This window comes from Bradyrhizobium australafricanum (genome assembly GCF_020329495.1).
GTDB lineage: Bacteria > Pseudomonadota > Alphaproteobacteria > Rhizobiales > Xanthobacteraceae > Bradyrhizobium > Bradyrhizobium australafricanum.
Genome location: NZ_JAGKJL010000091.1, coordinates 1 through 25,151, shown reverse-complemented (window position 1 = coordinate 25,151; position 25,151 = coordinate 1). Strand labels below are relative to the sequence as shown.

Here is a 25,151-nt window from a genome sequence, read left to right as displayed (position 1 = left end):
CAAACCAGCGGGATGCTTTGACCCATGTCGCTCCCGATTTGTGCGAGCAATTTGCAGAACCGGCGACCAAGCCGCTCATCCTTAAACTCGCATCCCGCAACTTCCCGATCAACCCACGTCTCGATACCAGTCGTCAATCGCTGAGCACGCGCCCCGGCACGTTCCTTCACCAAGCCCATCGAGCACCCCGCGCTTCCGAATCAGGTGCTCAACAACGAATCACAACAGATTCTACCGATTCAAGATTTCGCCCGCCGCGCCTCGCTCAAATCCGAGTCAAATGTGGGTAATTGAAAGCAAGCCGTTCCTGCCCGTCACGCGAAAGCTGATCGAGATGCAGTAGCAAACACGGTCGTATCGCTTGCACTTTCCAGCAGCGACAGTTGGCGGGGCAACGCTGTTTCAATGCCGCCCCGGTTCGCCCATCGATACGGTCGGCGCGCTTTTTGGGGCCGAGCGCGATCAGAGCAGGAGACGGGGAAGTTTGTAACCCCCGAAAAACCCCATCTACTGATCCGGTCGAGCCAGCGATCGATATCGAGCTGCGGATCAAAGGTACAAGCGCCGAAGAATACTGGCAATTTCGTGCTGGGCAGGATCTCGCTCCGACCGAAGCCGGCGACGAATTCATTGCTATTGCGGATTGGAAGGATTGAGGCGGGTGAAGAGCCGCCCATCGCGCGAAATCGGCCGGCATTGAGCGCAAGCACGAAATCTGCCCCTGCTCGCTCGGCCGCTCTCGCAGCCATGCCCGATCCGATCCCCGCCCCCAGCACAAACGAACGGGAATTCCGGAAGAACTGCCTGATACCGCCTCCCTTCACCTCGACCGCCCGTGGCTATAGACCGCGTTCGCTTTTGGCGACTAACTAAAATTAGCTCCAATTTGCGGGCGCATGCAACCGCCGCAGAGCTTTTCCGTTCATCATGAACAGATGGCAGTCGGCCGGGGAAGCCGCAAGACGAACTTTTCCGGAGTTTTTGAGCGGATCGGGCTTAGCCGCTTTTGCCACGACTGCCTCCTTTCCGGCGTTGCCATAAACGTAAGTGACGCTGCCGAGATGCTCGACGAAATCGAGATCGAGGTCGATCGCGATATCCTTCTCTGCGGACGATGAGGAGAAATCATCGGGCCGTATGCCAAGCGTGATCGGCTTGCCGATCAGCGATTTGTCCGGCTCCACGGGGACACAGACCAGCGCACCCGCATCCAGTCGAACCTCCATGCCCGACTCATGCGCTGCTTCGACCTTGCCGCCTAGGAAATTCATTTTGGGCGAGCCGATGAATCCCGCGACAAACCGGGACGCCGGATTGTGATAGAGATCATGTGGGCTCCCCACCTGCTCGACAACGCCCTCCTTGAGCACGACGATCTTGTCAGCCATGGTCATGGCTTCGATTTGGTCGTGCGTCACATAAATCATCGTGTTGCCAAGCTGCTTGTGAAGCTTGGCAATCTGAACCCGCATTTGGACGCGCAATTCCGTATCCAGGTTGGACAACGGCTCATCGAATAAAAACACCTTTGGCTCACGCACAATGGCGCGGCCAATTGCCACGCGCTGCCGCTGCCCGCCGGACAGTTGTCGAGGTTTACGACCCAGGAGGTGATCCATTTGCAACAGCGATGCAGCCTGGGCAACCCTGGCATCAATGTCGGCTTTACTAAGTTTCGCCATGCGGAGAGGAAAGGCGAGATTCTCGCGGACAGTCATATGCGGATAGAGAGCGTAGCTCTGAAACACCATGCCAAGGTTACGATCAGCCGCATCAACGTCGTTGACGACCTCGTTATCGATCAGCAGCCGTCCATCGCTAATTCGCTCCAGCCCTCCGATCATGCGCAGCAGCGTCGACTTACCCGACCCAGATGGCCCAACGAAGACGACGAATTGGCCATGGTCGATTGCCAGGTCGATATTCCGTAGTACCTGGATAGTCCCGTAGGCCTTGCTGACACCTTCTAGACGAACGTCGGCCATCACGCTCTCCTCTGTTGCGGGCTTCCAACCAGGGCCGGGATCTCAATCTCCGCCAGGCTCGATACGATGAAATCTGGTCGTGCCAGGGAAGGATTCTCTCGGGGCGGAACGCCGGTCGTGACCAGCACGGTCGGAAGGCCAGCTCGCTTACCGGCCTGAATATCCGTCGCAACCTGGTCACCGATCATCAGTGTGGCGCTGCGCACCGTCCCTAGGCGGGAAAGCGCCGTTTCGATCATGTGCGGCTCGGGCTTACCAACGATCAGCGGCTTGACCTGGGTAGCAGCAGCCACAGCCGTAATTATTGCTCCTGCTCCCGGTTCGAATCCATTGGCGGTTGGCAAGAGGAGATCGGGGTTTGTGCCGATGAGCGCGGCACCGTTCAAGATCGCCTCAATCGCAATCCGCATCTTCTCATGTGTGATGTGGCGATCGAGACCCATCACCACGATCTCCGGCTCTTGGTCAGTCACGTCCAGACCTACCGCGGCGACCGCATTCACAAGCGAGGTCGCGCCGATGACATATACGCGGCTCGCGTCCGGGTACTTCGCGCGCGCGAGTTCTGCGGCCGCGATCGCGCTGGTAACCACTTCGTTCGGCACGATTGCAAGGCCAAATGCTTGCAATTTGCGGGCGACGTCCTCCGGCGTGTGGGTCGAATTGTTTGTCACGAAACAGAACGGCAGTCCGGCCGCCCGCCAACGCGTAAATGCTTCTATGGCATCGACAATTGCGGCATCTCCGCGATAGAGGACGCCATCGAGATCCGAAATGATCCCAGCGACTGACGGCCAGTCAAGATGAGAGCTTGGGCTAGCCATTCATCAGCATCCCGCCATTCACGTGAACGATCTGTCCTGTCATGTAGGAAGCCGCAGGACTCGCGAGGAAGACGGCTAGCCCTGCGATATCCTCAGGCACTCCAACCCGTCCTAATGGGATCCGGCCACCATGGCGAGCTTCGGTCTCCTCCCGCGGGCGACCGTGCATGGGAGTATCAATGATGCCAGGCGCGATCGCATTCACGTTGATGCTGAGGGGCGCGCATTCATAGGCAAGTAGTTTGGTCATGTCGTGAACGATTGCCTTTGAAAGGCAATAGTCACCCCCGCCGGCCTGGTAGTTGAAAACTGCACCTTGCGATGACAGCGAGGAGCCCACATTGACAATGCGTCCGCCTTTGCTTTTCATGAAGCGCTCAACGACCAATTTCGAACAGCGCAGGACGGCGATCGAGTTGATCTGGATCGTACGTTCAATTTTTTCAGCGCTGCCGCTGAGCAGCGGCTGGGCAGATTTTATGCCTGCATTATTGACCAGCACGTCCAGCCGGCCAAAGTGCCTGGCGATTTCTTCGAGGACCCTACCGACGTCTTCCTCGCGCGCGACGTCCATAGCCATGGGCAGTATGCCGTTGCCATAGGGCAGTCTTGGCAGAGTATCTCTGAGGTTCTCTAGATTGGCATCGGTGGCGACGACGTTCGCGCCTCCCTGGCGAAATGCATTCGCAATGGCAGAACCAATACCGCCACCTGCCCCGGTGACGAGCACCGTTCGGTCTGCAACTGAGAACTGTTCGGTCATTCCAACTCCAAGATCGTTTGAGACTGTAAGAACTCGTCAACTGCCTGGGCAGTCGGCATTGAGCTTTGAGCACCGCGCCGTGTTACACATAAGGCAGCCACCGCTAGCGCCCTTCTCACTGCTTCCTCTAGAGGCAGCCGCTGAGCGAGCGACGCTGCGAATGCCCCGTTGAAGGCATCGCCTGCGGCCGTGGTATCGACGACCTTGACGGGGAACGCCCGAAGAGCAAAGGAGCGCGTGGCATCAGCGTAATATGCTCCCTGCGCCCCGAGCGTGATCAGCGCGGCACCGGGCCCGAGGTCAAGCAGCTTCCCCGCCGCGCGCGCGGCGCTATCGAAGTCGCACACCTTGACGCCCGTCAGCTCGAAAGCTTCCGTCTGGTTCGGCGTGACGAAGTCAACGTTTCTCCAGGCGGCCGGTGGCAGACCTGGCCTCACCGGGGCTGGGTTGAAAATAAGCTCGAAGCCCTTCTTAAGCTTCATCTCGAACAGCCGATTGAGGGCGGGGATCGGCATCCCCATTTCTGCGACGACGATTGTATCGCGCTCTATGAATTTGATTGCGCTCTCGACCATGTCCGGCGCCACCTTCGAATTGGCGCCTGGGTCTATGACGATCATGTTGGAGCCGTCGTCAGCGACCATAACCACGGCCAAGCCCGAGATTTCGCCTGCACAGATCGTAATTGCATCAGTGCGAACGCCGGCTTCCATGAGCGATTTTATAAGCGACTGACCGGCATCATCATCACCGAGATGCGTGTAGAAGTGTGGTTTTAGGCCGAGACGGGCGGCCGCGACGGCTTGGTTCGCGCCCTTTCCTCCAGGGTGACGTCTCACCGTACCCATCAGGCTTTCACCCGGTGTTGGAAGCCGCTCGACATTGAAGCACAGATCGAGATTCGTCGTTCCGAAGAACATTAATGGCCGGACGCTCATTTTACGGCACCGAAGGTTAGGCCGCGTTCAAGGTGACGCTGACCGATTACGATCAGAATGACGGGAATGATCATCGTCACGACCAGCCCTGCGGCCATGACCGGGTAGAATTGCACGCCTGGATTGAGCAGCTTGAGAAGAGCGACCGTTACCGGCGCCTTGGTCGAAGTGAGGATCAGACCTAAGGCGAAGTTGTGCCAAGCGAGCAGGAAGATGAGCAACGAGGCCCCGATCAGGCCGGGTTTCAAAAGCGGTAGCACGATGTGCAGCACAACTCGGAGCGGTTTGGCGCCATCCATGGCAGCTGCCTCCTCGATGTCTTTCGGGATGTCTTCGATATAGGACCGGCTCAGCCAAACAATCATCGGCAATGTAACGACTTGGTAGACCCAGATCATCCCGATATAGGTGTCATACAATCCAATCGTCTGAAAGACGCTGAAGAGCGGGATGACGACCAAAAGGACGGGGGCAAAGCGGAAGCCCAAAATGAAGAAGGCAATGTCTTCCTTGAAAGGTATGTCTCGCCTGGCTAGGACGTAGCCGGCTGGCACTCCAATGAGCAGCGCGATGATTACGGACCCTAGCGCAATGACGACGCTGTTCGTGACCGGCGTTAGGAAGTCGACTTTGATGGTGCCATAGCTGGTCGCTCCGGCCTGGCTGACATCAAACAGGACACGGAAATTCTCCAGCGTAGGCACGAACAGGAAGGTTGGCGGCCAGGTCATCACTTCAGCCTGCTGCTTCAGCGACATCATGGCGATCCAGACGAGTGGAAAGGCCAAGATCAATGCGCAAATGCCGACGAGCAGGTTCAGAAGCACATTGACGGAGGTGGAGCGCTTCAATCGCATGGGTTGCATCTTCAGCTTACGCGCTGCCGAACGAGGCGCCATAGCTTCACCATGGCAAATGTTGCGATTAACACGATCATCCAATTGACGACCATAAGTGCGGCACCACGCCCAAAGGCGAGATTCTGGAACGCGGTAATGTAAGCTCGCACCGAAAGTACGGAGGTGCTATTTCCAGGGCCCCCTTGCGTTGTCCCAAAAATGATGTCGAACTGATTGAGGGATTCGATCAGCCGAAACACGGCGGCGATCAGGATGTATGGCGCAATCAGCGGCAACTCGATGTGCCGGAAGGTTGCCCAGCCCTTCGCGCCATTTACACGCGCGGCCTCCTCGACCTCTTCATTGATGCCCTGAAGACCGGCGAAGATGATTAGGGCGAAGAATGGCGTATAGGTCCAAACGTCAATAAGGACGAGTGAGAACATCGCGCTGTTTGGATCTGAAATCCATGTAAATCTGCCTATGCCTGCCAGGGAGAGCAGGTAGTTCATGATTCCATTTTGCGGGTCCATCATTGTCGTCCACATGAGCGCTACGCTCATCGGAGGCAGGACGAGCGGCAGGAGAATGACGGGCCGCATCACGCGCGCCAGGAAGACGTCAGTTGCAAGCAGCTTGGCAAGCGCCAGACCCAATACGGCTTGCGCAAGCACCGCCGATCCGGCGTAAACAAGAGTGGCACGAACGCTATTCCAAAAATCTGCTGTCTTGATTAATGCCGCGAAGTTGTTGAGGCCGATTAAGTGAACCAAGGGCCGGCCGAATTTGAGATCGGTCAGCGACTGAAACACGCCATAGAAAAACAAGATAAGAAAGCCAAGAAGTACGATGATAGCGGGGGTGATTGCGGCAACGCTCCACCAATCAAAGCGCGAATCTTGCACGCTGACCGCCTTGCGTTTTGGCGATGCAAGTTGACTGGTCGAAGACTGCAGCGTCACGAGCCCGTGGGATCCTCGGATGTCCATCTCAGTTCATCTTTAAAATGCAGGGCGGCGATGTTGCTCGCCGCCAGCGCGTTTCACATGGACGAGCGGATCTCGGAAGCGAGATCAGCCAGCGTGGCCTTCACGTCAGCTCCGTTGACCATTTTTTGCATAGCGACGGCCCAAGCGTTCATTGCTTCTGCAAAGCCAACACGAGCTGTAAATGCGAGTTTTGCTCTATCCTGCACGGTCTTGAACGTGTCCACGAAGTTGTTGAACTCAGGCTTTGCCGCATATTCGAGCCAAGCCTTGTCACTCCAGGTAGAGGCACGCGGAGAGTTGACGAGCTTGGCGGCGACGGCTCCGTTCAGTTCGACCTGCTTTGACGTTGCCCATTGGATGAACAGCCAGGCTGCCCCCTTCTTCTTTGAAGCGGCATTCATCGCAAGAGACCAGATCCAGATGTTGGATTCGAAATTCTTGCTGTTAGGAGCGCGCAGCGGAGGCGCGAATGCGATCTTCCCCGAGCCAGGTTTGCCGGCCACGTCATTCCAAAAGCCGAACATATTGGAATCGATCGCCATCGCCGTGCGTCCCGAACTGATGCCATCGACCACCTGGTACCAATTGTCGTTCGCAAAGGACGGAGCCGCGCACTTCTTGATCATGTCCACATAGTCCTTGTGGAACGCGATCGACTCCGCCGAGTCGAGGCCAGTGTCCGTCTTGCCATCCTTGAGGACGAAATCATGCACCCCATAGGACCTGGCGATCGAGATCGCGGCCGTGTGGATGCTGCTCCAAAATCGCACGCCGCGCACGCCAAGGGGTGTGATCGCGGGATCCGCGGCCTTCAGTTTTTCGCAGGCCGCGGACATCTCCGGAGGAGTCGTTGGGACTTTAACGTCGTACTTGTCGAGGATGTCCTTGCGGTAGAGCAGCTGGATGTTTTCAAAGCCATGCGCAATGGCCCAGACCTGTCCGCTTCCCGGCTCGATCTGCCCCTCTTTGACCTTCCAGGTCAGCGCATCTCGAAGTGCAGGAAAGAAATCCTGATAGTCGTACCCCGCCGCCGTAAGTCTCGGATCGTTCAGATAATTGTCGAGCGGCTCAAGCAATTGACCCGGCGCAAGATCCCATGCTGGTTGGATGCCCGTCCCCACCACGTCCCAGCTCGTTGACTTGGTACTGAGCTGGATTGTCAACTTATTCCAATAGGCATCGTCCGGATAAAGCTCGGGCGTTACCTTGATGCCCGTGAGCTTCTCGAACTCCGGCAACTGGGCTGCGACCGCGTCGGCATACGGATGAATGTCATAGGCCCAGACAATCGACGCACCTTCAAACTGGCGCCAGTTGATCTCGTCCGCCCTGGCTTGGGTGAATATCATGCCCGTTTCAGCCAAAACCGTGCAGCAGATGAGAACGCTTCGGGCAAGGCTCATCCAATAACCGCGAAAAGCGGCGAGCTTCCTTGTCATCATTCCCTCCTAGGCTCTTTGGCCCGTAAACCCACGCGCCCTCGTCGTCCGGGGGCGCGGTGAAGGGATGCTAATCCGTCATTTTTCTGCCTTGAGCTGGTTTTCAAACCAGCGTTGGGTAACATTGGGTAAGACGCAAATTCACGCTTGGTGCCTACGACGCACCTGGTGGGTAAGACAGCATCACGGTCGGTTCCGTGAAACAGGTCCTTATCGGCGAAGCATGATCGCTTTCGTTGACTTGGGCTATCGACCTGACGAGGGTCCCGGCCTTCGAACCGGATGCGGAAGCGCTGGGCACGCTGACTTTCAAATATCTGAAAGCAGGGACGCCGGTCGCGTGCGATTCGACCGCAGTCGATAGCTCGTCAGGACTGAGAGGGTCAGTGGCCGGAATCGGATGAGCAATGAGCTCGAGAGCCCGTCATTATGTCGGGCGTATCGAAGGTGATCCTTGCTTTCTTGATCGGCATACGATCTTGCGGTGTGCTAGCAATGTTCGGATTATCCACGCTGGCTGTCCAATAATCAGCTAGATTGCCGCCCAGAAACAAGACCTCGGTCTCCTCGCGCGGTATTCCCCCTATCCAATCTCGCAGCTCCTCATCTCCGGGAGCACGCCCACGCTCTAGAATATCGTTGATCTTTTTGATCGGCCAGGCGGTGACGCTTGGTACCGTATAAGTGTGCAGCTTCTTCGCGTTCCTTGCAATCGCGTTCGCGCCATTCTCGCTGTGGTCCTTTGAAAGGAGCAGTCGCGAGGGGGTCTGGGACAATGACACAAAAGCACTCTCTGTAACGCCTTTCGTGTGCCACGCCGCGAGACGCGCCATATCAATTTCGTCCTCCCTTTCGTCGTCCGAGCAGATAGCAGCCTTATAAACATGCGGGCTAGCCTGAGCACGCAAACCCGCTAGGGAACGCACATGCGCGATGGCACTCACCTCCTCGTCTAGAATAGGCTCACAATCGATGTCCTCGTTCTGAAAACGATGCAGCGGCAGATACGATGATGCCACGACATCGTCGAAAATGCGGTCGACTTCGACGCTGCCGGCATAAGATCCGGTGGTTCGTGGCCACTGTGCGGCTCGCTGCGCAGCGAGTTTGATCTCGTTCTTCAGCGCCTTAACGCTCGCTCCGGCTAGCGATGCGGCAAGTTCAGCGCTCCTGACGAAGGATTCGGCCGGGCACCGCTCGCTTTCCTGGATGGCGCACGCTCTCCGATTGCCCCTCGTCAGGGTCGAGGGTGATCCAATCCGGGAATCGATCGAAGCGGCGGCTGAATCCGATGTTCGATGTGACCGCAGTTCGCTCAGCTGCTGCTCAAAGTCCGCTTGATCCGGCGACGGATGTGCTGGTGAGCTGGTTTGTGCGCTTGTAGGGCCGCCCGGCTGTTGCTGCGTCCGCTGCTGCTGGGTCAAGGGTTCTAATGTGTTTGGTGGATCGATGTTCATCTGTTCCCCTCGCGCATGGGACATTCAGTTTGATCTTGGCAGGTGCGGCTTTCGAGAAGCCGACAAGTGAGGAAAGGAATGCGACCGACGGCCAACTTTTCGGGGGCTGCCCGCCTCGGCTACCGACGCTGCGGGAGAGCGTCCCACGAAACTGCGGACCGCCAGGTAATCCCGCGTCTTCGGCGCGCTTGATGGGCTTATGAGATAACGTTGCGGCTGTATAGCTCCACTGATAGTTGAACAGCCGCTGGTAGTGTGCCCGCAGCGGGTCGCGTCCCTCGGGTGAGTGTGGCAGTCGGGCTGGCCAATTTGGCTCTCTTAAGTCTCTAAGCGCGTCAGCTTGTCGACAGCTGATCCTAGTAGAGTGAGAATCAGAGAGCGACACTATCTGCTCGGGATTTGCGAACCGACTCGAGGGGACATGGACCCATTTAACAGTATCAACTCATTCAACCAAAATCGCGCTGCTTCACAACGCCGCGGAGCTACAACAGCAGCAAGCGGAGTTTGAGCCGTACTTGGATGAGGCGCCGCAGCTCGATACCAGTGCCGTCGCAAGGGTTCCTGTTCCAGATCACTACTATCCTCATCTGTCTGACGAAGACCGTAGACTCACCGAGGCGTTGGAACTTGGGCACCATAGGGCCCGCGGTCCTCATCCCGAAGACGCAGTTACCAGACGCCTCGGGGACAACGCTGCGCAGCACAGCGCGCCGCGGGAAGCTTTAAGTTGGCCGAAGGAGCTGACTGCAGAACATCACGATCAGGATCCGCTGCGAGGGATGATGGGCGAAGCCATCCGAGCATCGTCTCTCATGCCAACCGCGCGCGATCACCAGGCACCGGATCCCGGAGAAGCCGTGCATCACTTCAGCTGGAGCGATAGCTACCAGCCGGCTCCTAACGAACTGACCAGGAGCTCCCCCCTTCAAGGCACGAGGTCCTCATGGGTGAGGATTACGCGGGGCAGTTGAGCCTGCGAAGAGGCAGAGGACGCTAGGTCAGCCGGAAGGGGATGCCATTGGGCGCCAGCTGAGCGAGTCCGGCAATTCAGTCGCTCCTGTGCTGATGGAGGACGCCGGCGCACCGTCGCCTTTCGGGCCAGCGGTCGGTTCGACGTTCGTCCTTCCTGCGGAAGGTTACGATCAGGATATGCTGTGGGCGATGATGGAAGACGCCGGCCCATCGTCGTCTCGCGAGCCAACCGCACGCCATCACCAAGACTTGGATTTAGGAGCGGCCGTTCGTTCCTTTAACTCGCGGCACGGCGACCAGCACACGCCGGCTGCCCTTGACGGTAGCAGCGTCCCGCCGAGCCAGGACAGCCGACCCACCCGTTTCGTGGTTCACAATGACCGCTACACTGCGCTGTTCGTGCCCGCGGCGGAGATGAGGCGAAGCACCCCACTCAATCCGCCAGGCGCTGGCATTCGTCTCGGATCTCGGCCGGAAAACGTTCCGCAGCCCAGTGCACGGCCGGCGAATCGGGCCTCGCCAGCGCTGCTTGGACGGTCGATGGAGCAAGCCGCCTCGGCGTCCGCCAGGGCTGAGAGGACATCCCCGGCGGTCCGCGAGATTTATGCTGCATCATTCGCCGTTCCCGAGGATTTTTCGCACGGCACCCAACCCGCCCCGGACACGATGCTCTCGAAGCTCGGCCGCTGGGGTCTCTTGCCGGACGCGGCGCAGCCGGTAAAACAATACGACATTCGCGGCGAGCGCTATATCGCCATCGTGGGGCCTGGAGGGCCCAATGACGTTCGGCTCATCCATCAACCACGAATGGAGACGCCGACGTACACCCCCGACGCTAGGAGCCCGTCCAGATAGCTCTGGTATCGGGCTTGCTAATGGACGATAGCTTGCTCCAGCGAGTCTTGCGAGCTTGGCGACCTTGTGGGCGGTGCAGATGATCGCTACCGTCCCGATCAACTTGCACGCATCGTCGCTCAGCGACTCCTCGTTCAGCCGAACGGCCATCACCTCCTTGTTATTGGAGAGCCGGCCGCCAAAGCTGCGAAGAAAAACCTACGGTGTTCTTGACGGCACGTTTGGCGGAATTGCCCTTCGTAAAGCCCTCCTCAAGCCCCGACACGAGGGAAGCATCCTCGGAGTAAAGAGGCTGCTTCCTGCGTCCCATTGAAACCCCGGTCGACTGAACTGGTGGCAACTGATGACGACGGGTCTGGTGGTCCGTCAGCCCAGATGCACATCCTGGTCGTGGCCTTCCGCAGTTCCTCTGGCCAACGCCGGTCTGCGGCGTCATCGATCCGCCTCGAGTCTATCAGTGCCGTATCTTCGGGATCAGCAATGGTCAGGATACCGGGCGCGATCGCCATCGCTTTAGCGCCGACCGACGACTTCCGCAGCTGAGCCAGTGCTGCGCCGACGTTGCCGCCCACACCAGTGTCCTGGTTATAGCTCTTGACATCAGCATCCAGCGCCTCCGCGGAAAGCCGGCCAGCAATGTCCTTCTTATTTTTTGAGGGAGATAGTCGCAGAAACCTCTGAGAGCAGTGCATAGACCCTCGCAACTACGCCGCTGACGCTCGCCCAGTTCGCCGAGATGCTGATCCGACAGCTACAGCGCCGAAACGAATGCAGAGATCGAAGAAAAATCGAGATTGTGGCGGAGGCGCGATTAAACGACCCTACCAATTCTTACAGGAGATTTGCGGGACTTAGGTCAGTTAGCTTGCTGGGCGTTAGTCACTTTTGGAGATATTTCAGTGTTGATTGTTGAAACCATTTTGAAGCCAGACCACTTTGGCGGCATCGGACTTTTCTCTGCTACTCTTTTACCTAAAGGTACATTAGTTTGGATTCATAATCCAATCGTTGACATTGTCGTGACGCCTGAACAGTACGAAGCCTTACCTCCAACATTTCAAGCTTTACTTGACAAGCATGCCTATCCAAGAGACCGCGATGTTGATGATGGTGTTGTAGAGTACAATGCTGACAATGCCCGTTTCATGAATCACAGCAGTCAGCCAAACACATATCAAGACGATCATTGTCGAATTTTCGCAGCCCGCGACGTACAACCGGGTGAAGAACTGACTTGCGATTACTTGTCTTTCGATCCAAGGTGCGACTTATCGTGGGTTAACGAGCTAGCGCCGAATCTTGGTGCCGGAAGGCGCGAGGCGGCCTTGGATTGAGTTTGCGGTCTGGCGACGTTGATTCCGTCGGCGAATTGACACGGGCGAGAGTTTCGGCAGCGGTTGTCCCCATCGAGACGACGCGAGTTGAAGATCATCGTGAGCGCGGTCTTGTTCGACGTCCCTTGGCGCGCACGAACGCGCTTTCGATGACGTTGGCAGCCCCCCTACGTGGAGTTCACTACGTCTGCTGTGCCAACCTAAGGCTTCGTTACTGACTCGCTTTTTTACTCGCTAATGTCCGCAACTCGTCCTGGCAGCGAAACACTGGGCTGCTGTTACGATTACCCCGTGAGTCTTGGCGAGGCGCTCATGAAGAGGCAGTGGGAGCGGACGCTGCTGCCCCGAATGCCTCGACGACTTGATTGACGAGAGCAGCCCGGTTCGCGTGATCGACGAATTTGTCGATGCGCTCGGTTTGGCTGAGATAGGCTTTGAGATTGCGGATCCGGCGGCGGTTGGCCGTCGTACCATCCCTCGGTGCTCCTCAAGCTTTACATTTACGGCTATCTAAACCGGGTGCAGTCGAGCCTGCGGCTCGAACGAGAGGCCAGGCGCAATGTCGACGTGATTTGGCTGCTGGTTTTTCCCTTTTGGCGCGCCAGACGGGCAAGGAACAATCAGCTTGGCAGTGCATCGACTGAGGGCCCCAGCCGGTCCAGGCGCCCCCGACTGCTGGAGGAAAATCCGTATCGTTCGGGTTGGCGGCCCCCAGGTTGGGGCCGCTTTCAATTGACCGGGGAGTCGGACCCGACACCTGACCGCATCGATTAACATAGCCACGTGGCAGGGCCGGAAATTAAGCGCTGTAGTATAGTTGGCCGCTTATCGATCCGCTGTTCGTGCTTTCAGCTTGTATAGTCACGCATTGCGCACACAATGAAAGCCCTTCTGCTCAGCCACGCGCGGCTAGCAGAGCTGCGGCAACCCGTCTATGATAGCTCCGGCGCGCCCGTAGAGATCAGCGCAGATGGAGACAACAGAGAGTAAGGCCGCCTCAGTTGTGGGGCCTGCGCTCGGCCAACAAAACGGCCCCGGCGAGAGCACTGACTGGGCCGTTCTCATTCCTGTCGCCGAGCCGCCGTTGTCTGTATCGGGCGCCATCGGGCCTTACAATTATATCCTCCATGAAATCGTCTGCCCAGTGTTCGCATCATCGAATCACGTCGCGTGCTCCGTCAATCAACGTGGATCAAGCAAACGCAAATAGTTGCCGCTTTTTCCTGAGGGCCCATTCTTTGGGACACATCCGGGCAGAGCTCGCGGGCAAGGTACAGCCCCATAGATATCACCTCGGTTCCTCGACTGGTGATGTAACCCCAAAATGCGCCGGATGACACTTGAAACGGTCGGGCAAAGAGATCGGCAACATCGCATTCGAAGCCACGCGAATTGACGCGATAGCCCCTGTCTCAAACGGACCGCCGAAGTTGTTGCCTGTGAGGCTCATGAAGCGCCACAAAGGTTCATAATCGAAGCACCGTCGCGAACACACAGCCTAGAAGACATCCGTTTGCCTCCGGCATGGAGGAGAACAATTTATCCAGGAGATCCTGGGTCTCGGTATGGTGAGCGCCGTGCAATGTGCGCTCATATAGGCGTGCGGCGCTTAGCCCGGTGCCTTCTCTAACTGCCGCCCCCTTTTCCTTCATCCAAGATGGCAAGATTGTATCGGTGGAGAAGACCCCGCACGCGGACCGCAGGTGCATAGGATCGATGCAAAGCATCGTGAAGGCATCGCGTTTCGCCTTGTTGCTCAACCACAGAAGCGCCTTTGTTTCCGTTCTCGTAGCAAGCGCCGCCTCTATCCGCGTTTCGGATCTGCGGCGTAGCAATCAGGAAAACCGCCGAAACGGCGCAGGTAGCGCTCCGCTATGGATATACCATCTCAGCAGAGGACAGATCATGGCTGTCGTAAGAACCGCGATGACCCTCGACCGGTTCTCACGAGTGACGATCGACCAGTTCTCTCTTGATAAGGATAGTCACACTTCTCTCCAAAGCCCGTACAGCTTCCGTCACAATGCCGAACGCATTGCGACACCTCTCGAGCACTGCTGCACCGAGTTCATCAGGAATGGAGCGGGCCGGCCAAGCTCGAGGTTGACGGATATGCCATCAATTAGCGATCGGGAGTCGTGGCGCCTTGAAGTTGAGCGGCAGGGGCATCAAGCGGTCGCCGCTCGTGACCGATGGTGTCTGGTGTTAGCCGGATTGAAGTAAGACAGGAAACATCTTGTTGGAACCGCGCCGGCGTGAAGGCTTCCGTCATCGACATAGCATGGTCCTGCTCCAGCTTGGTTCGCGGTAGTGCGCCGGTCAGGTGATGCCGCCGAGGCAACTGATGTTTGACGGGCCAGCCGCCGGTGTGTGGGCCGTCAGGACATGACTTTACCAGCCTTGATGCACCCTAGCTCGGTTGGGAATGCCGTTACTGTGAGCTGTCGCGGCCCGCACCAGGTACCGTTCCGACGGCTTTGCGGATGGTTTGTTTCTGCGAGGCGCACAACTCGTCGCGAGCATCGTCAAAAATATTCGGCGTCGACCGAACCAGCTTCATCCGACATGTCAACCTGCCGCGAATTCCCGTCAATGTGTCCGGCTGCGCCAGGCCTCATCGACGAAGGCAAAGCGGCTCGGCGCGACAAACTCGTATGATCCGCACAGAAGAAGACGAGCCATTCATAGCCAGAGGCGGACGCAATCTTTCCAGTCACCTACCAACCCTAGCAATTGATCAAGAAGACAAACACGTGCCATGCATCCGCGTTCCGTGAACACCGTCAAGAAAGTTGAGTTCAGAACTTGGCCGATAAGGATGAGAAGGCTCCTCCTGGGTACAATAGTGATCATATTGTTGGCCGCAGCTGTCGCTAGTCTGACCCGGCGGCTTTGCGAGCGAAGCGGTTCTGACATCGATATCAATCGCGGCGATGGCCGTCGATGCTGGGAGTTCGTCAACGTTGGCGATGTGGTCCGTGCGTCTTCTTCTGCCATGAGGTGTCCTGGCGCGACAGGAGGTCCTCTGGGCGGCGAAATCGGTTTCCGCTGGCAGATAGCCAATTCGGTGTTTGGCATCGCCGTGAATGGCAGCTGCGCGAATCACGAGGACGCCCACGCTAACCTCGTTCTGCCGAGTCTTCAGGATAAACGCCAGATTGTTACAGGCAGTCCGGTCAAGGACCCGCTGGGTTACACCTGGAATGACGTGCTCGTGCACATAAACGGCGCCGCTGCGGTCGCCCGCAATAAATATCAGCTCTGCGAGCTTGCAACTCCGCTGCCTCTCGTCAACGGCAGCGAAAGCCAGTGGGACGATGCAGCTAGAGTGGAGGACCTAAGATCTCCTTTTCTGCCCGCCAAGCCTTCAGTGCTGAGTACGATTGCGTGCTCATGGGTCCTCCGATCATTGGTTGTTGCGCAACCTCAATCGCAGGCGTTTCCAAAAGGCGGTCCCGGAGAAGCCGCCGGCGTTGGGCAGGACATCAACATAGGTTTGGTCCACGTGAACTAACGCCCGGAGGCCGCGTCGTCCTTGGCCTTCACTTTGGTATAAATTTCTGTCGAACGACAAGAGTAACTGATGTCGAGAATTTTGGCTGTTGGGACTGCTTTGCCGCCATTCCGGTTTTCGCAGGCCGACCTCAAGGTTTTGGCGGGTCGCCACTTCGGATCCAGAATGGAGAAGCTGAAGAGATATCTTACAGTATTCGATCATGCGCTCGTCGATCAGCGCTTCTTTTGCGTTACGCCAGAATGGCTTCTCACCGATCATCGCATAAGTGAGACAAACCAAATATACCTGGATTGGGCAAAGGAGCTCGCGTGCAAAGCGACAGTGCTCTGTCTCAACCGGGCTGGCGTTAAGCCCGAGCAAGTCGATCGGGTTATGTTCGTCTCGACGACAGGGATAGCAACCCCTAGTCTCGACGTGGACCTGATCTTCAAAGTCGGATTGCGAGCAGATGTGGGACGGACGCCGATATTTGGCCTCGGATGCGCTGGGGGAGCATCGGGAGTTAACCTGGCGGGAGCCCTTTGCCGAGCAACCAACGAACGCGTTCTCCTCGTTGCTGTGGAGCTGACTTCCCTTACATTCCAGCCGAATGATCTCACCCCAAAGAACGTTGTCGCCTCAAGTCTGTTTGGAGACGGCGCTGCCGCGCTATTAATCGGGCCAGCCGAAAGCGGCTCTGGCAAACTGGACATCGTGAGAAGTACGAGTTTGCTTCACCCCGGCTCGACTTCTCTCATGGGCTGGCATTTTGGCGACGCCGGATTTGAAGTCGTGGTCTCCGAGCGCATTCCATCAATGATTAGCGAATTGATGCCACGTGCAATGCGATCGTTGCTCGCGGAGGATGGCATCCTGCCAAGCCAGGTGAAGAGCCTCATCTTTCATCCCGGCGGAAGAAAAGTGTTGGAGGTTTGTGAGCAGGGCCTCGGGCGGTCCTCTGAGAACTTCTTTTCGAGCTATGAGACGCTTCGACTTCATGGAAATATGTCCAGCGCAACTGTGCTATTCGTTCTGGAACACGTTCTGGCGCATGAAGAACAAGCGCCGGGATCATACGGCATCTTAGGCGCCTTTGGGCCAGGCTTTTCGGCCGAACTGTCGCTACTGAAATGGGCTGACACCGAAACGGCATAGCCAAGGCCCGCAAATCTTGAGTTGTTGGGCGACCGATGAAGGCACGCAGCCTAGCTAGTAGTCGTAACCGGCATCACCAAACTCGTTGCCCGTGCTGTCGGGCGCCCGCGCACACGAGATGCTACCGCGGGTCTGCTCTGTTCAACGGTACCCCGGCAGTGCCCGCGGGACGGTGTCGGTTACAGCATCGCTCCGGAACCGATCTGGCCGTCCTCTCTTAGACAACTTCAGACGGCGAGTTGATCGATTCGGAGTTCTCGTCACGGTTAAGGCGCTCATGCATTGCTCTGCTGGCCTTGAAGACCGGAAAGCGCTTTTGCTCGATTTGCATGCACTCGCCCGTTTTTGGATTACGGCCTATGCGAGCCCGCCGATGGCTGACCGAAAATACCCCGAAGCCCCGTAGCTCAACGCGGTCGCCGCGCGCGAGCCCCTCAACGATTTCATCGAGGATTGCGCTCACAATATTGTTGACGACGCTCTGATAAAGATGCGGGCAGCTGTCGGCGATACGTTGAACGAGTGTGGACCTGATCATCGACGCCGCTGTTGCGTTTTTGGGAAGTGGCCATTTGCTCGAAAGCATTGGCAACTGTCAAGCTCGCTTTGTGCCGGCATTGACGAAGAAATGTCATCGCGCGATCAATAACCAGGTTTGCTAGCTCCTTTTCAGATGGAGCGCGCGACATGGCCTCGACGTACGTTTGATCGGTAACCGGACGTCTCAATGCTGCCAACGGCAGAATGTCGCCCGGCGGCGCCCCGCGTCATCGACCCCACTATCGATTGCTCCAGCTCAAGCCAAATGCCGATGGCTGGCAACGCTGTCTCCGTTTGATTGATCGAACGGAAATAGGAGTGCCGCCCGGCTCCGGCGGTCCGACACGGAATGAGCTCTTGGCGTCGCTGGCAGCTGGTTTCTCTGTCGAACCTTATGAACCAAAACGCTTAGCCACGATTGCTTCACACTACAGCGAGACGCATCCATTGCGCGGTCGGTCAACTACCGGTCCCGGCAATTGATCTAGATAACAGAAGCATGTCACCTTCGACTGGAGAACGTTGCTCGGTCAGTCTTCTTTCCGATTGTACATTGACGCTGGTCGACTTTGAGCGGAGACGATGTGATGTAAAGGGTGGTTGAGGCAGACCAGTTCCGCAGGCGTCCACTATCGAGGTGCAGACCATGGGAGCGCCACGCCTCGCTCGACCAACGTGGCGTCTAAAGTCCCGCTTCGCGGAGCCGACTGAGAAGATGGCAAATCGCGTCAACCGCAACAAGCATGTCGCGGATCTCGCGAAAGAGGGTTCTGCTGCGCCACTTGAGCTTAAGCGGCCGGAGCCAAGCGTACCATCTGGCCTGTTCGGTCCGTGAGGATAACTTGCTGGGATGGCACAAGACACCGTGCCAGGATCGTGACCCATCGTGCGTCACGGACACGATTGGACAACCAGCGCAACGTCTCGGCGAACACGTTGGTGAGTGCGAGGAGGCCGAGGGCATCGCCGCGCCTGACGACGATCGGTCCCACGGCCCGGTGAATAGCAGCCGCGGTTCAATTTCGTTGGCCTGATCAAGCGACCTCAACGACCTGCCCGGTAGTCATGAAGACCAGAAGAGCCCGCTTGGCCTTGGTCTGCTTCCGATAGTCGACGATCTGCTGCCTGTAGTGGCCGATGCTCGACGCGTCCGGCGCCACGTCGCTCTTCCAATCGACGACCGCATCGATGGCTCCGGCGTCATCGAACGCGACCGCATCGGCCTGTCCGGAGAGCAGTACCTCCTTGCCGTTGCTGCTGTCGTTTCCGAACAATGGGAGCTCGGGGACGAGACGCGGCCGCAGCTTGGCGACGTCAGGAAGGGCGAGCGTCCGCCGCACCGTAGCGGCCAGTTCAACGGCGCTGATGCCGACCTCCGCGTCAGCCGCCGGCTCTCGCCCCATCTGGCAGATCAGTTCGGCGGCTCGCGTTTCGAGCTCGGTCTGGGCGTCGCCGGCTTCTCCGGTCAGTACCTCCTCGATCAGCTTGTGGAGGATGGTACCGCGCGTCGAACTGCCGAGAACGGCGGCCGGCTCCAAGGTCGCGGCTTCGGGAGTCTCCTCGCTTTCGATCTTCGTTTCCGCTTCGTCCACCTGGTCAAGTTCTCTCCGGCTCGGGCGATGCCAGATTATGGCCTTGCACGCGTCAAATATGGCGGTCGCCTCGGCGGCGAAGGTCTCGCGGGTCTGGCCGTTCTCCCGGTACATGACGCCCCTCACCTTCGCGGTCCCGACGTCCCTTGGGTTGATCGCCAGGAGATCGGCAATGCCCAAATCGACAAGTTTTGCCCAGCACTTGTCCGACAGAGCGGTGGAGTGCCTGGGCAGGATCAACAGATCGCGTGCCCGAGTCGCCGCCACGTACCAGAGACGTACGCGCTCGCGCCGCTGCTCTTCGTCGGCGCGAGCCTCGATGTCGGCATGGTCCGCCGGGCAGATACCGAGGATCGGGGTCGAGAACAGGTTCTTCGAGCGATCCTGAACCAAGCCGGTTTCGGCGTTGGGCGTGCTGGTCATGTTGATCGGGATGACGACCGGCCATTCGAGACCTTTAGCCGCATGGACCGTGATCAGCGAGACCGCTTCCTGCTCTGCGTCGGGCCGGCCTTCGACCTGACGCACCGCTTCCTCCCAGTTTGCGCGCATGTCGCTCGCGAACGCCCACAGGCCGCGAACATCGTAGGCCCGCGCCATGTCGAGGAAGAGATCGACGTTGGCGACCGCCCGCTCGGCGCCGGCCTTGAACCGCTGCCGGATCTGCGCACGGACGTGGAACGCCGCGATCGCATCGGCGAGGAGCGCGTATGGTATCGTGGTACGCGCCCGCTTGCGCAACGACGACAGCTTGATCAGGACATCTCGGGCGAGCGCGTGGCCCACGCTTTCTGGATCGGTCCGGATTGTCAGCATCGGCAGGCCTTGCCGGTCGGGATCCGACGGCAGTGCTTCTGAGATGTCGAGCAGTTCGGTTTCGGTGAGGCCGACCAGCGGTCCACGCAGCAGCGACCCGAATGCCAGCGTGTCGCGCGGGTCGGCGAGAGTGCGGGTCAGCCCAATGAGATCCTGGATCTCCTGCCGCCGGAAAAAGCCCTTGCCGGCCTGGGTTGAGACCGGGATTGCGAGATCCTCCAACGCCTCCTCGAAACGCCAGAGCTCGGTGCCGACGGGCGCCAATAGGCCGATGTCGCCAAAACGGCACGGTCTTGTCTCGCCGGTCTGCTGGTCGCGGACCTGCAGATTACCGACCAACCGGTCGCACAGGTCGGCTACCGCGATCGCTTCGGCGTCGCGGATCGCGGCGGCCTTGGGCTTTTCGCCTTCAACTACAACGTCCAGCGCGCACACGCCTGGCTTCTCGCCGATCGCGGAATGGATCGGCGACAATTTGGAGAATCCGGGCTGTCCGGCGGCGGACAGGGGCTGCTCGAACCGAGCGTTGACAAAATCGACGATCGGCTCGACGGACCGGAAGCTGGCGGTGATCTTGATCTGCGAGCCGGCGTCCACCGCCGACCGTGCGGCGATGTAGGCACTCACGTCGGCGCCCCGGAAGCGGTAGATCGCCTGTTTGGGGTCGCCAACCATGAATAGGCTGCCCGGACGCAGAGGACAGGCGAGCGCATCGCTGCCGTCGAAATCATCCCCGCAGATCAGCCACAGGATCTCCGTCTGCAGCGGATCAGTGTCCTGGAATTCATCGACCATGACGTAGCGGAAGCGCTGCGAAAGCGCCCGCCTCACCTCCCCATGGTCGCGCAGCAGGTCGCGGGCGGTGTAGAGCAGGTCGTCGAAGTCCAGCAAGGCCGCGGCCCGCTTGTAGTGGCGCCATTCCTCTAGAAGGCTCCGCATTTCGTCGCACAGCCGCGACAGCAGTTCACCAGCGATGGCTCCCAGCAATGCCTCCAAGCCATCGTGGCAAGCCTTGTATCGCGGAAGGATCGCGTCGAATGCGGCCGTTCCGTTGGCCTTCGACTGGCCCGCTTTGGCGGCGGCGTCCTGCCATTTCGTCTTGGTCTGCAGCGCCCTTCGTCCGCCCGCCTGAGTAAAGCAGCTTTCGTCGCGCTCGAAGTCGAGCGCGGCGATCAAGGCGGCGTTGCTGGGCACGGACTCGGCCAACCCATAGCAGCCGAGAAGATCAGCGAGAGCGCGCATCGCCCGACATGCGGCCGCCGTCTGCTCCTCGCGGTAAGCATAGCCACAAAGGTCTGCTTCGAATTGCTGCACCGCCTGCGCGAAATCCGCCATCGCTTTTGACGACCACGCGATGCGCGTGCAATTGGCGTCTCGGTTCTGTCGCAGGAACTGCGCCACATTCTCGACGAGCGTCAGCCCGGCAGCCTCGCTCGCGAGGGTGATCTGGGCGATCAGGCCGTCACCGGCATCCCCGGAAAGTCTCTCCTTCAGCCAAGCGTCGTAGCGCTCCTTGAAGGCCAAATCTGCTTCGGTCGGGTCGACGATATTGGCCCCGGGGTCGATGCCGGCCTCTGCCGGATAGGGCTTGATCAGCGCCTGTGCGAAACCGTGGATTGTACTGCACGTGAGCTGGTCGAACGATTGGCAGGCGCGATAGAGATTGGCCTTCTCCGCCTCGGGAACGCCGTTCGGGAAGACCTGAGCCAGGTCGCGGGGCACTTCGCCCATAGACAGCGCTGTGGTGAACTTCTCGATCCTAAGACGGAGTTCGCTTGCGGCGAATTCGGTGAACGTGATCGCCGCGATATGCTTCGGGGCAACGCCTCGCGCGAACAGCACAGCGACTCGGCCGGCCATCACTGACGTCTTTCCGGATCCAGCGCCGGCTTCGACCAGCAGGGTGCGATCGACAGCGGTCAGCGCGGTCAACCGTGCTTCCAAGTCCGGGATCGTCTTCATGGCTCTTCCCACACTGCGGCTGCCGGGCCCAGCTTGATCATCGCGAGCGGCAACTTGCGTTGCAGATATCCGGGATTTGCCGGCAGCGCGAAGGCGTGATCGTTGTAGTCGCCGGCGGCGTCCTCGCCCGGCGGCGCCAAGCCGGACAACAGCGCGTTGCGGGAGGCAACCACTGCGGATGAGATTTTCGCGAGCGCACCCTCGAGGTCCGCCAACGGAAACACCGCCCGTTCCCCTTCTGCAGCATTCGGATAAAGAAGCGAGGCCTCGATCGCCAACTCGCCGCCGAGCAGCGTCTTGACCGCGAAGGCATAAAGACAGCGCTGGAGTTCGGCGCCCCCCTTGAGTACCACCTCATCCAGCTTTTTGCCGACCTTGCCCGTCTTGTAGTCGATGACGCGTGCGCGCGACCTATCGCCCGACAAATCGAGCCGGTCGATCTGTCCCTCGATCAGCGGGCCGGTTCCCGGAATCTCGACAGGCACGTCCAGCGACCAGGGCAGCTTGCGGCCATCGGATTCAGGGCGGCCTTTCCGAACGGTATTTCGCACCAGGACTTTTGGTTCGGTAACGGCGCCAGTCCGTATGCCAGCGCAGCGGTCGCAAGCGCATGTCCGCGCGCTGTGGTGCTGCGCCAGATCACGTCAGGCGGCATCGGCTGGGCATCCTCCCATTTGGCGACTGCGCGATCGCGAGCGTTGGCCAGAGCGGCTTCGATCCGTTGCGGGTCCGCGCTGGCGATCCCGCCATCTCTCTCCAATACCTCGACGGCGTCGCGCAACATTGCGTGCACGAACGTCCCGAACGCGTTGGGGTCGAGGATCAGCGGCTCGTCAGCGTCCTCCGGGACCTTCCAGCCGAGAGCGTAGCGCCAGATGAAGCGGATCGGGTCTCGCAGAAGTACCTTCATCGAAGTCGCCGAGAGCGGCCGCTCGAGCAATTTGATCAGTCTTGCGTGCGCCGGTGCAATCAGGCCGTCATGCGCGGTGATCTCGTTGCGGTGCCAGTCGCGCCAGCACGCCAGGCCGGAGACGCAATCGGTAAGCCCGAGAACTCGGAGGGCCGGGCCAGAAGCCGGTCGGCCTCGCTGAAGGCGTGTTCTGGCGTTCCGGCACGGTCGAGATATATCTCGTTGAGTTCAGAGATCAACGGCGAGCGTCCGAGCATGCGGCCCTCGGCGTCGCGCCGGCTGAACGAAATCTGTACGCTTTGCGCCATCGACACGATCGTCTTGAGATCCCGCTTGTCGCCATCCGCAACCGGCAACGGATCGAGTTGCTCAATGGGCAGCACGTGATCCGGAATGAGCCGGTCTTCGGAAATCCGCCACGGCCATCGGCCGGCATTAAGTCCCAGCAACCAAACGTGAGAACGCGGCGAAGATGCAAGCGCGAGCGCGGACGTCCAGATCGCGTTGGCGGCCGGCTCGATGCCGTCCTCTATGCGCAAACTTGCCAACGTGACCGGCAGGGCCTGCGCCGGTCCTTCTCGCAGCGCTCGGCGCCAAAGGGATCGCTGACCTCCGCTCAACAAGGTCTCGCCCGCAAGCTCCGCCGACTCGGTGCCCCGATCCAGCAACCGGATCAGTTCCATTACGTCGGCAGTTCGGTTCTTGCCATCCGGCCAGTCAGCGTCGTCGGTTCGCGTAAGCACCCTCTCCCACCGCTCCGCGGAGGTCAGCGGAGCGTCGACGGGAAGAACCCGTGTCCACTCTCCCGGCACGTCGCGCAGCGGTCCGCCGTGCATCAGCGCCAGCAGACGTCGCACCCGCTCCTGGGATAGTCCCTTGAGAAGTACCTCCGCAAGCGCTGCGGCCGCCTGCCCGTCCGGGGTGGTCAGCGCCTTCACGCCATGCACAAAGTGGATCGGAAGATTGGCGTCCCGCGCCGTTGAGAACATATGATCATCGTAGTCGCCGGGGCTGGACGCCGCGATGGCGATGTCTGACGCTGACACTCCCTTCGCCAGCAGGGCTCTCATCCAACGGAAAGCCTCGCCGACCTCATGGACCTGATTTGCGCAGGAGAACAGCTCGACCGGCGGCTCAGCCGCTGGCACCGCTATCACCTCGACTCTCGAACCCTTTAGCCAATCCGGCACATGCCTTGGGCCGGCGATCCACGACACAGGGATGATCCCAGCAAGCGTGATCAGCAGCGGCCGCCAGCACGGTGACATCTCGCTGTGGCCCTGGATTTCCAGAGGACCGATCACGGCTGGTGCATGTCCGATCCGCTGCAGCGCCATCGCGACCAGATCACCCGGGCGTTTCGTCGATGCCGGCAAGCGCTGGATAACCGCCTGCTCGAGCGACGCCAACGCATCGGTCCGCGGATGGCCTACCACCGACAGATCAATTCCGGCGCGCCACGCCTTGTCGAATGTGGCGGCGACGGCCGCTGGCATTCCCGGCAGATCCTTAATGGGCTCAAGTTCACCCATCTCGATGTCCTGAAGGGTGTTGCCGACGACTTCCGTGAGGACGTCGAGCTTGATCAGGTGAAGAAGGCCGCCTGCAAGTCTTGCCGCAAGCTGTCCCATGGTCATGACCTGCACGCCGGATTCGTTGCGGCGGGCGGCGTTTACTCGAGCCATATGACCGGCCAGGATCGTATGGACGACCACCGTTCTACGCACTTGCATCTGCAGATTAACTGCTCCGGCTTTGATGTGCCTTGGCTCGTTCGGCACATCGTAATACTCCAAGAACGAGGACTGGTCTCACGAGCGGACGCCCTCAGCAACATCCATTGCGCGATACGTAGCAGGTTTCCACGACTATCAAAGCCGCGGCGCGATCGGCCCGGCGTGGCTGCTCGGAGCGAACAATTATTGGTTGGAAATACTATCACTACTTTGGCAGATTGTGTTTTCGCCGCTGTTTTTCACGGATTTGCTTTCGGCAATATGGGCACTGCTGAGACGGCGGCCGAAGGATGAGATCGACGATGGCGTGACGTACGGCTGGCATGGTTGGCTGAGGCGGAGGCCCGTTGATTCTTTTTTTTCCGCCCCGCGTATGCGAGGCGACGATGTTGCAGGAAGGCGTAGGCAATCATTGTCATCAAGGCGTGGCGATGAAGACCTTGCCATGATCGCCCTTCGAAGTGATCAAGTCCAAGTTCCTCCTTCAACTGCTGATGCGCCTGCTCACAAATCCACCGTGCCTTGATGGTGGCGGCCAGCGTGCGC

19 protein-coding genes and 1 pseudogene are annotated in these 25,151 nt (G+C 59.1%); 4 read left to right on the top strand and 16 right to left on the bottom strand.

The window, feature by feature from the left end; translation table 11 throughout:
- The 10 genes from J6525_RS42250 to J6525_RS42205 form a co-directional block, all read right to left on the bottom strand.
- Positions 1–179, bottom strand: a 179-nt coding sequence (locus J6525_RS42250; RefSeq protein WP_225647044.1) for an IS4/Tn5 family transposase DNA-binding protein, incomplete at its 3' end; no start/stop codon positions are given.
- 135 nt (positions 180–314) lie between these two features.
- A complete protein-coding gene (locus J6525_RS42245) occupies positions 315–749 on the bottom strand; it encodes a phosphoenolpyruvate hydrolase family protein (protein WP_249796348.1) in 435 nt (144 codons plus the stop codon).
- A 126-nt stretch (positions 750–875) separates the two neighbouring features.
- A complete protein-coding gene (locus J6525_RS42240) occupies positions 876–1,985 on the bottom strand; it encodes an ABC transporter ATP-binding protein (RefSeq protein ID WP_225649087.1) in 1,110 nt (369 codons plus the stop codon).
- On the bottom strand, positions 1,985–2,809 hold the full coding sequence (locus J6525_RS42235; RefSeq protein ID WP_225649086.1) for an HAD-IIA family hydrolase: 825 nt from the start codon (positions 2,807–2,809) through the stop codon (positions 1,985–1,987). Before J6525_RS42235 ends, J6525_RS42240 begins: the two co-directional genes overlap by 1 nt.
- Entirely contained in the window at positions 2,802–3,572 is a 771-nt protein-coding gene (locus tag J6525_RS42230; RefSeq protein ID WP_069276330.1) for an SDR family NAD(P)-dependent oxidoreductase, read from the bottom strand. The genes J6525_RS42235 and J6525_RS42230 overlap by 8 nt, the downstream gene beginning before the upstream one ends.
- Positions 3,569–4,510: a ribokinase gene (locus J6525_RS42225; protein ID WP_225649085.1), complete on the bottom strand. Its 942-nt coding sequence runs from the start codon at positions 4,508–4,510 to the stop codon at positions 3,569–3,571. Before J6525_RS42225 ends, J6525_RS42230 begins: the two co-directional genes overlap by 4 nt.
- Positions 4,507–5,367 (bottom strand): carbohydrate ABC transporter permease, encoded by an 861-nt coding sequence (locus tag J6525_RS42220; RefSeq protein ID WP_225649084.1) that lies wholly within the window; start codon positions 5,365–5,367, stop codon positions 4,507–4,509. Before J6525_RS42220 ends, J6525_RS42225 begins: the two co-directional genes overlap by 4 nt.
- 11 nt (positions 5,368–5,378) lie before the next feature.
- The gene (locus tag J6525_RS42215; protein WP_225649083.1) at positions 5,379–6,311 is read right to left on the bottom strand and encodes a carbohydrate ABC transporter permease; all 933 of its coding nucleotides are present in this window, start codon (positions 6,309–6,311) and stop codon (positions 5,379–5,381) included.
- Positions 6,312–6,391: 80 nt separating this feature from the next.
- The gene (locus J6525_RS42210; RefSeq protein ID WP_141343055.1) at positions 6,392–7,777 is read right to left on the bottom strand and encodes an extracellular solute-binding protein; all 1,386 of its coding nucleotides are present in this window, start codon (positions 7,775–7,777) and stop codon (positions 6,392–6,394) included.
- A 383-nt stretch (positions 7,778–8,160) separates the two neighbouring features.
- Positions 8,161–9,234, bottom strand: a complete 1,074-nt coding sequence (locus J6525_RS42205; RefSeq protein WP_225649082.1) for a hypothetical protein — start codon at positions 9,232–9,234, stop codon at positions 8,161–8,163.
- A 2,729-nt stretch (positions 9,235–11,963) separates the two neighbouring features.
- Here J6525_RS42205 and J6525_RS42200 point away from each other — a divergent pair.
- From J6525_RS42200 to J6525_RS42185, 4 genes and pseudogenes are all read left to right on the top strand, one after another.
- Complete coding sequence (locus tag J6525_RS42200; protein ID WP_141343058.1) at positions 11,964–12,398, top strand: SET domain-containing protein; 435 nt, start codon at positions 11,964–11,966, stop codon at positions 12,396–12,398.
- Positions 12,399–12,741: 343 nt separating this feature from the next.
- Positions 12,742–12,977 (top strand): annotated as a pseudogene (locus J6525_RS42195) (transposase); the annotation flags it as partial.
- Positions 12,978–15,243: 2,266 nt separating this feature from the next.
- On the top strand, positions 15,244–15,912 hold the full coding sequence (locus J6525_RS42190) for a hypothetical protein (RefSeq protein ID WP_225649081.1): 669 nt from the start codon (positions 15,244–15,246) through the stop codon (positions 15,910–15,912).
- Between the two features lie 69 nt (positions 15,913–15,981).
- A complete protein-coding gene (locus tag J6525_RS42185; protein WP_225649080.1) occupies positions 15,982–17,049 on the top strand; it encodes a type III polyketide synthase in 1,068 nt (355 codons plus the stop codon).
- Positions 17,050–17,266: 217 nt separating this feature from the next.
- On the opposite strand, the gene J6525_RS42180 is transcribed toward J6525_RS42185, so the two are convergent.
- The 6 genes from J6525_RS42180 to J6525_RS42155 form a co-directional block, all read right to left on the bottom strand.
- On the bottom strand, positions 17,267–17,587 hold the full coding sequence (locus J6525_RS42180; RefSeq protein WP_092087112.1) for an HU family DNA-binding protein: 321 nt from the start codon (positions 17,585–17,587) through the stop codon (positions 17,267–17,269).
- 1,036 nt (positions 17,588–18,623) lie between these two features.
- The gene (locus J6525_RS42175; RefSeq protein WP_225649079.1) at positions 18,624–21,959 is read right to left on the bottom strand and encodes a UvrD-helicase domain-containing protein; all 3,336 of its coding nucleotides are present in this window, start codon (positions 21,957–21,959) and stop codon (positions 18,624–18,626) included.
- A complete protein-coding gene (locus J6525_RS42170; protein ID WP_225649078.1) occupies positions 21,956–22,444 on the bottom strand; it encodes a PD-(D/E)XK nuclease family protein in 489 nt (162 codons plus the stop codon). Before J6525_RS42170 ends, J6525_RS42175 begins: the two co-directional genes overlap by 4 nt.
- The gene (locus tag J6525_RS42165) at positions 22,411–22,869 is read right to left on the bottom strand and encodes a PD-(D/E)XK nuclease family protein (protein WP_249796346.1); all 459 of its coding nucleotides are present in this window, start codon (positions 22,867–22,869) and stop codon (positions 22,411–22,413) included. Before J6525_RS42165 ends, J6525_RS42170 begins: the two co-directional genes overlap by 34 nt.
- Positions 22,870–22,928: 59 nt before the next feature.
- Entirely contained in the window at positions 22,929–24,665 is a 1,737-nt protein-coding gene (locus tag J6525_RS42160) for a PD-(D/E)XK nuclease family protein (RefSeq protein WP_225649076.1), read from the bottom strand.
- 179 nt (positions 24,666–24,844) lie between these two features.
- Positions 24,845–25,151: transposase (locus J6525_RS42155; protein ID WP_225649075.1), on the bottom strand; the 307-nt coding region annotated here is incomplete at its 5' end.

Bases quoted from the DNA above. Each gene is read 5' to 3' on its own strand.
- J6525_RS42245 (WP_249796348.1), bottom strand. From the start codon at position 749: ATGGCTGCGAGAGCGGCCGAGCGAGCAGGGGCAGATTTCGTGCTTGCG.
- J6525_RS42240 (WP_225649087.1), bottom strand. From the start codon at position 1,985: ATGGCCGACGTTCGTCTAGAAGGTGTCAGCAAGGCCTACGGGACTATC.
- J6525_RS42235 (WP_225649086.1), bottom strand. From the start codon at position 2,809: ATGGCTAGCCCAAGCTCTCATCTTGACTGGCCGTCAGTCGCTGGGATC.
- J6525_RS42230 (WP_069276330.1), bottom strand. From the start codon at position 3,572: ATGACCGAACAGTTCTCAGTTGCAGACCGAACGGTGCTCGTCACCGGG.
- J6525_RS42225 (WP_225649085.1), bottom strand. From the start codon at position 4,510: ATGAGCGTCCGGCCATTAATGTTCTTCGGAACGACGAATCTCGATCTG.
- J6525_RS42220 (WP_225649084.1), bottom strand. From the start codon at position 5,367: ATGCGATTGAAGCGCTCCACCTCCGTCAATGTGCTTCTGAACCTGCTC.
- J6525_RS42210 (WP_141343055.1), bottom strand. From the start codon at position 7,777: ATGACAAGGAAGCTCGCCGCTTTTCGCGGTTATTGGATGAGCCTTGCC.
- J6525_RS42205 (WP_225649082.1), bottom strand. From the start codon at position 9,234: ATGAACATCGATCCACCAAACACATTAGAACCCTTGACCCAGCAGCAG.
- J6525_RS42185 (WP_225649080.1), top strand. From the start codon at position 15,982: ATGTCGAGAATTTTGGCTGTTGGGACTGCTTTGCCGCCATTCCGGTTT.
- J6525_RS42180 (WP_092087112.1), bottom strand. From the start codon at position 17,587: ATGATCAGGTCCACACTCGTTCAACGTATCGCCGACAGCTGCCCGCAT.
- J6525_RS42175 (WP_225649079.1), bottom strand. From the start codon at position 21,959: ATGAAGACGATCCCGGACTTGGAAGCACGGTTGACCGCGCTGACCGCT.
- J6525_RS42165 (WP_249796346.1), bottom strand. From the start codon at position 22,869: ATGAAGGTACTTCTGCGAGACCCGATCCGCTTCATCTGGCGCTACGCT.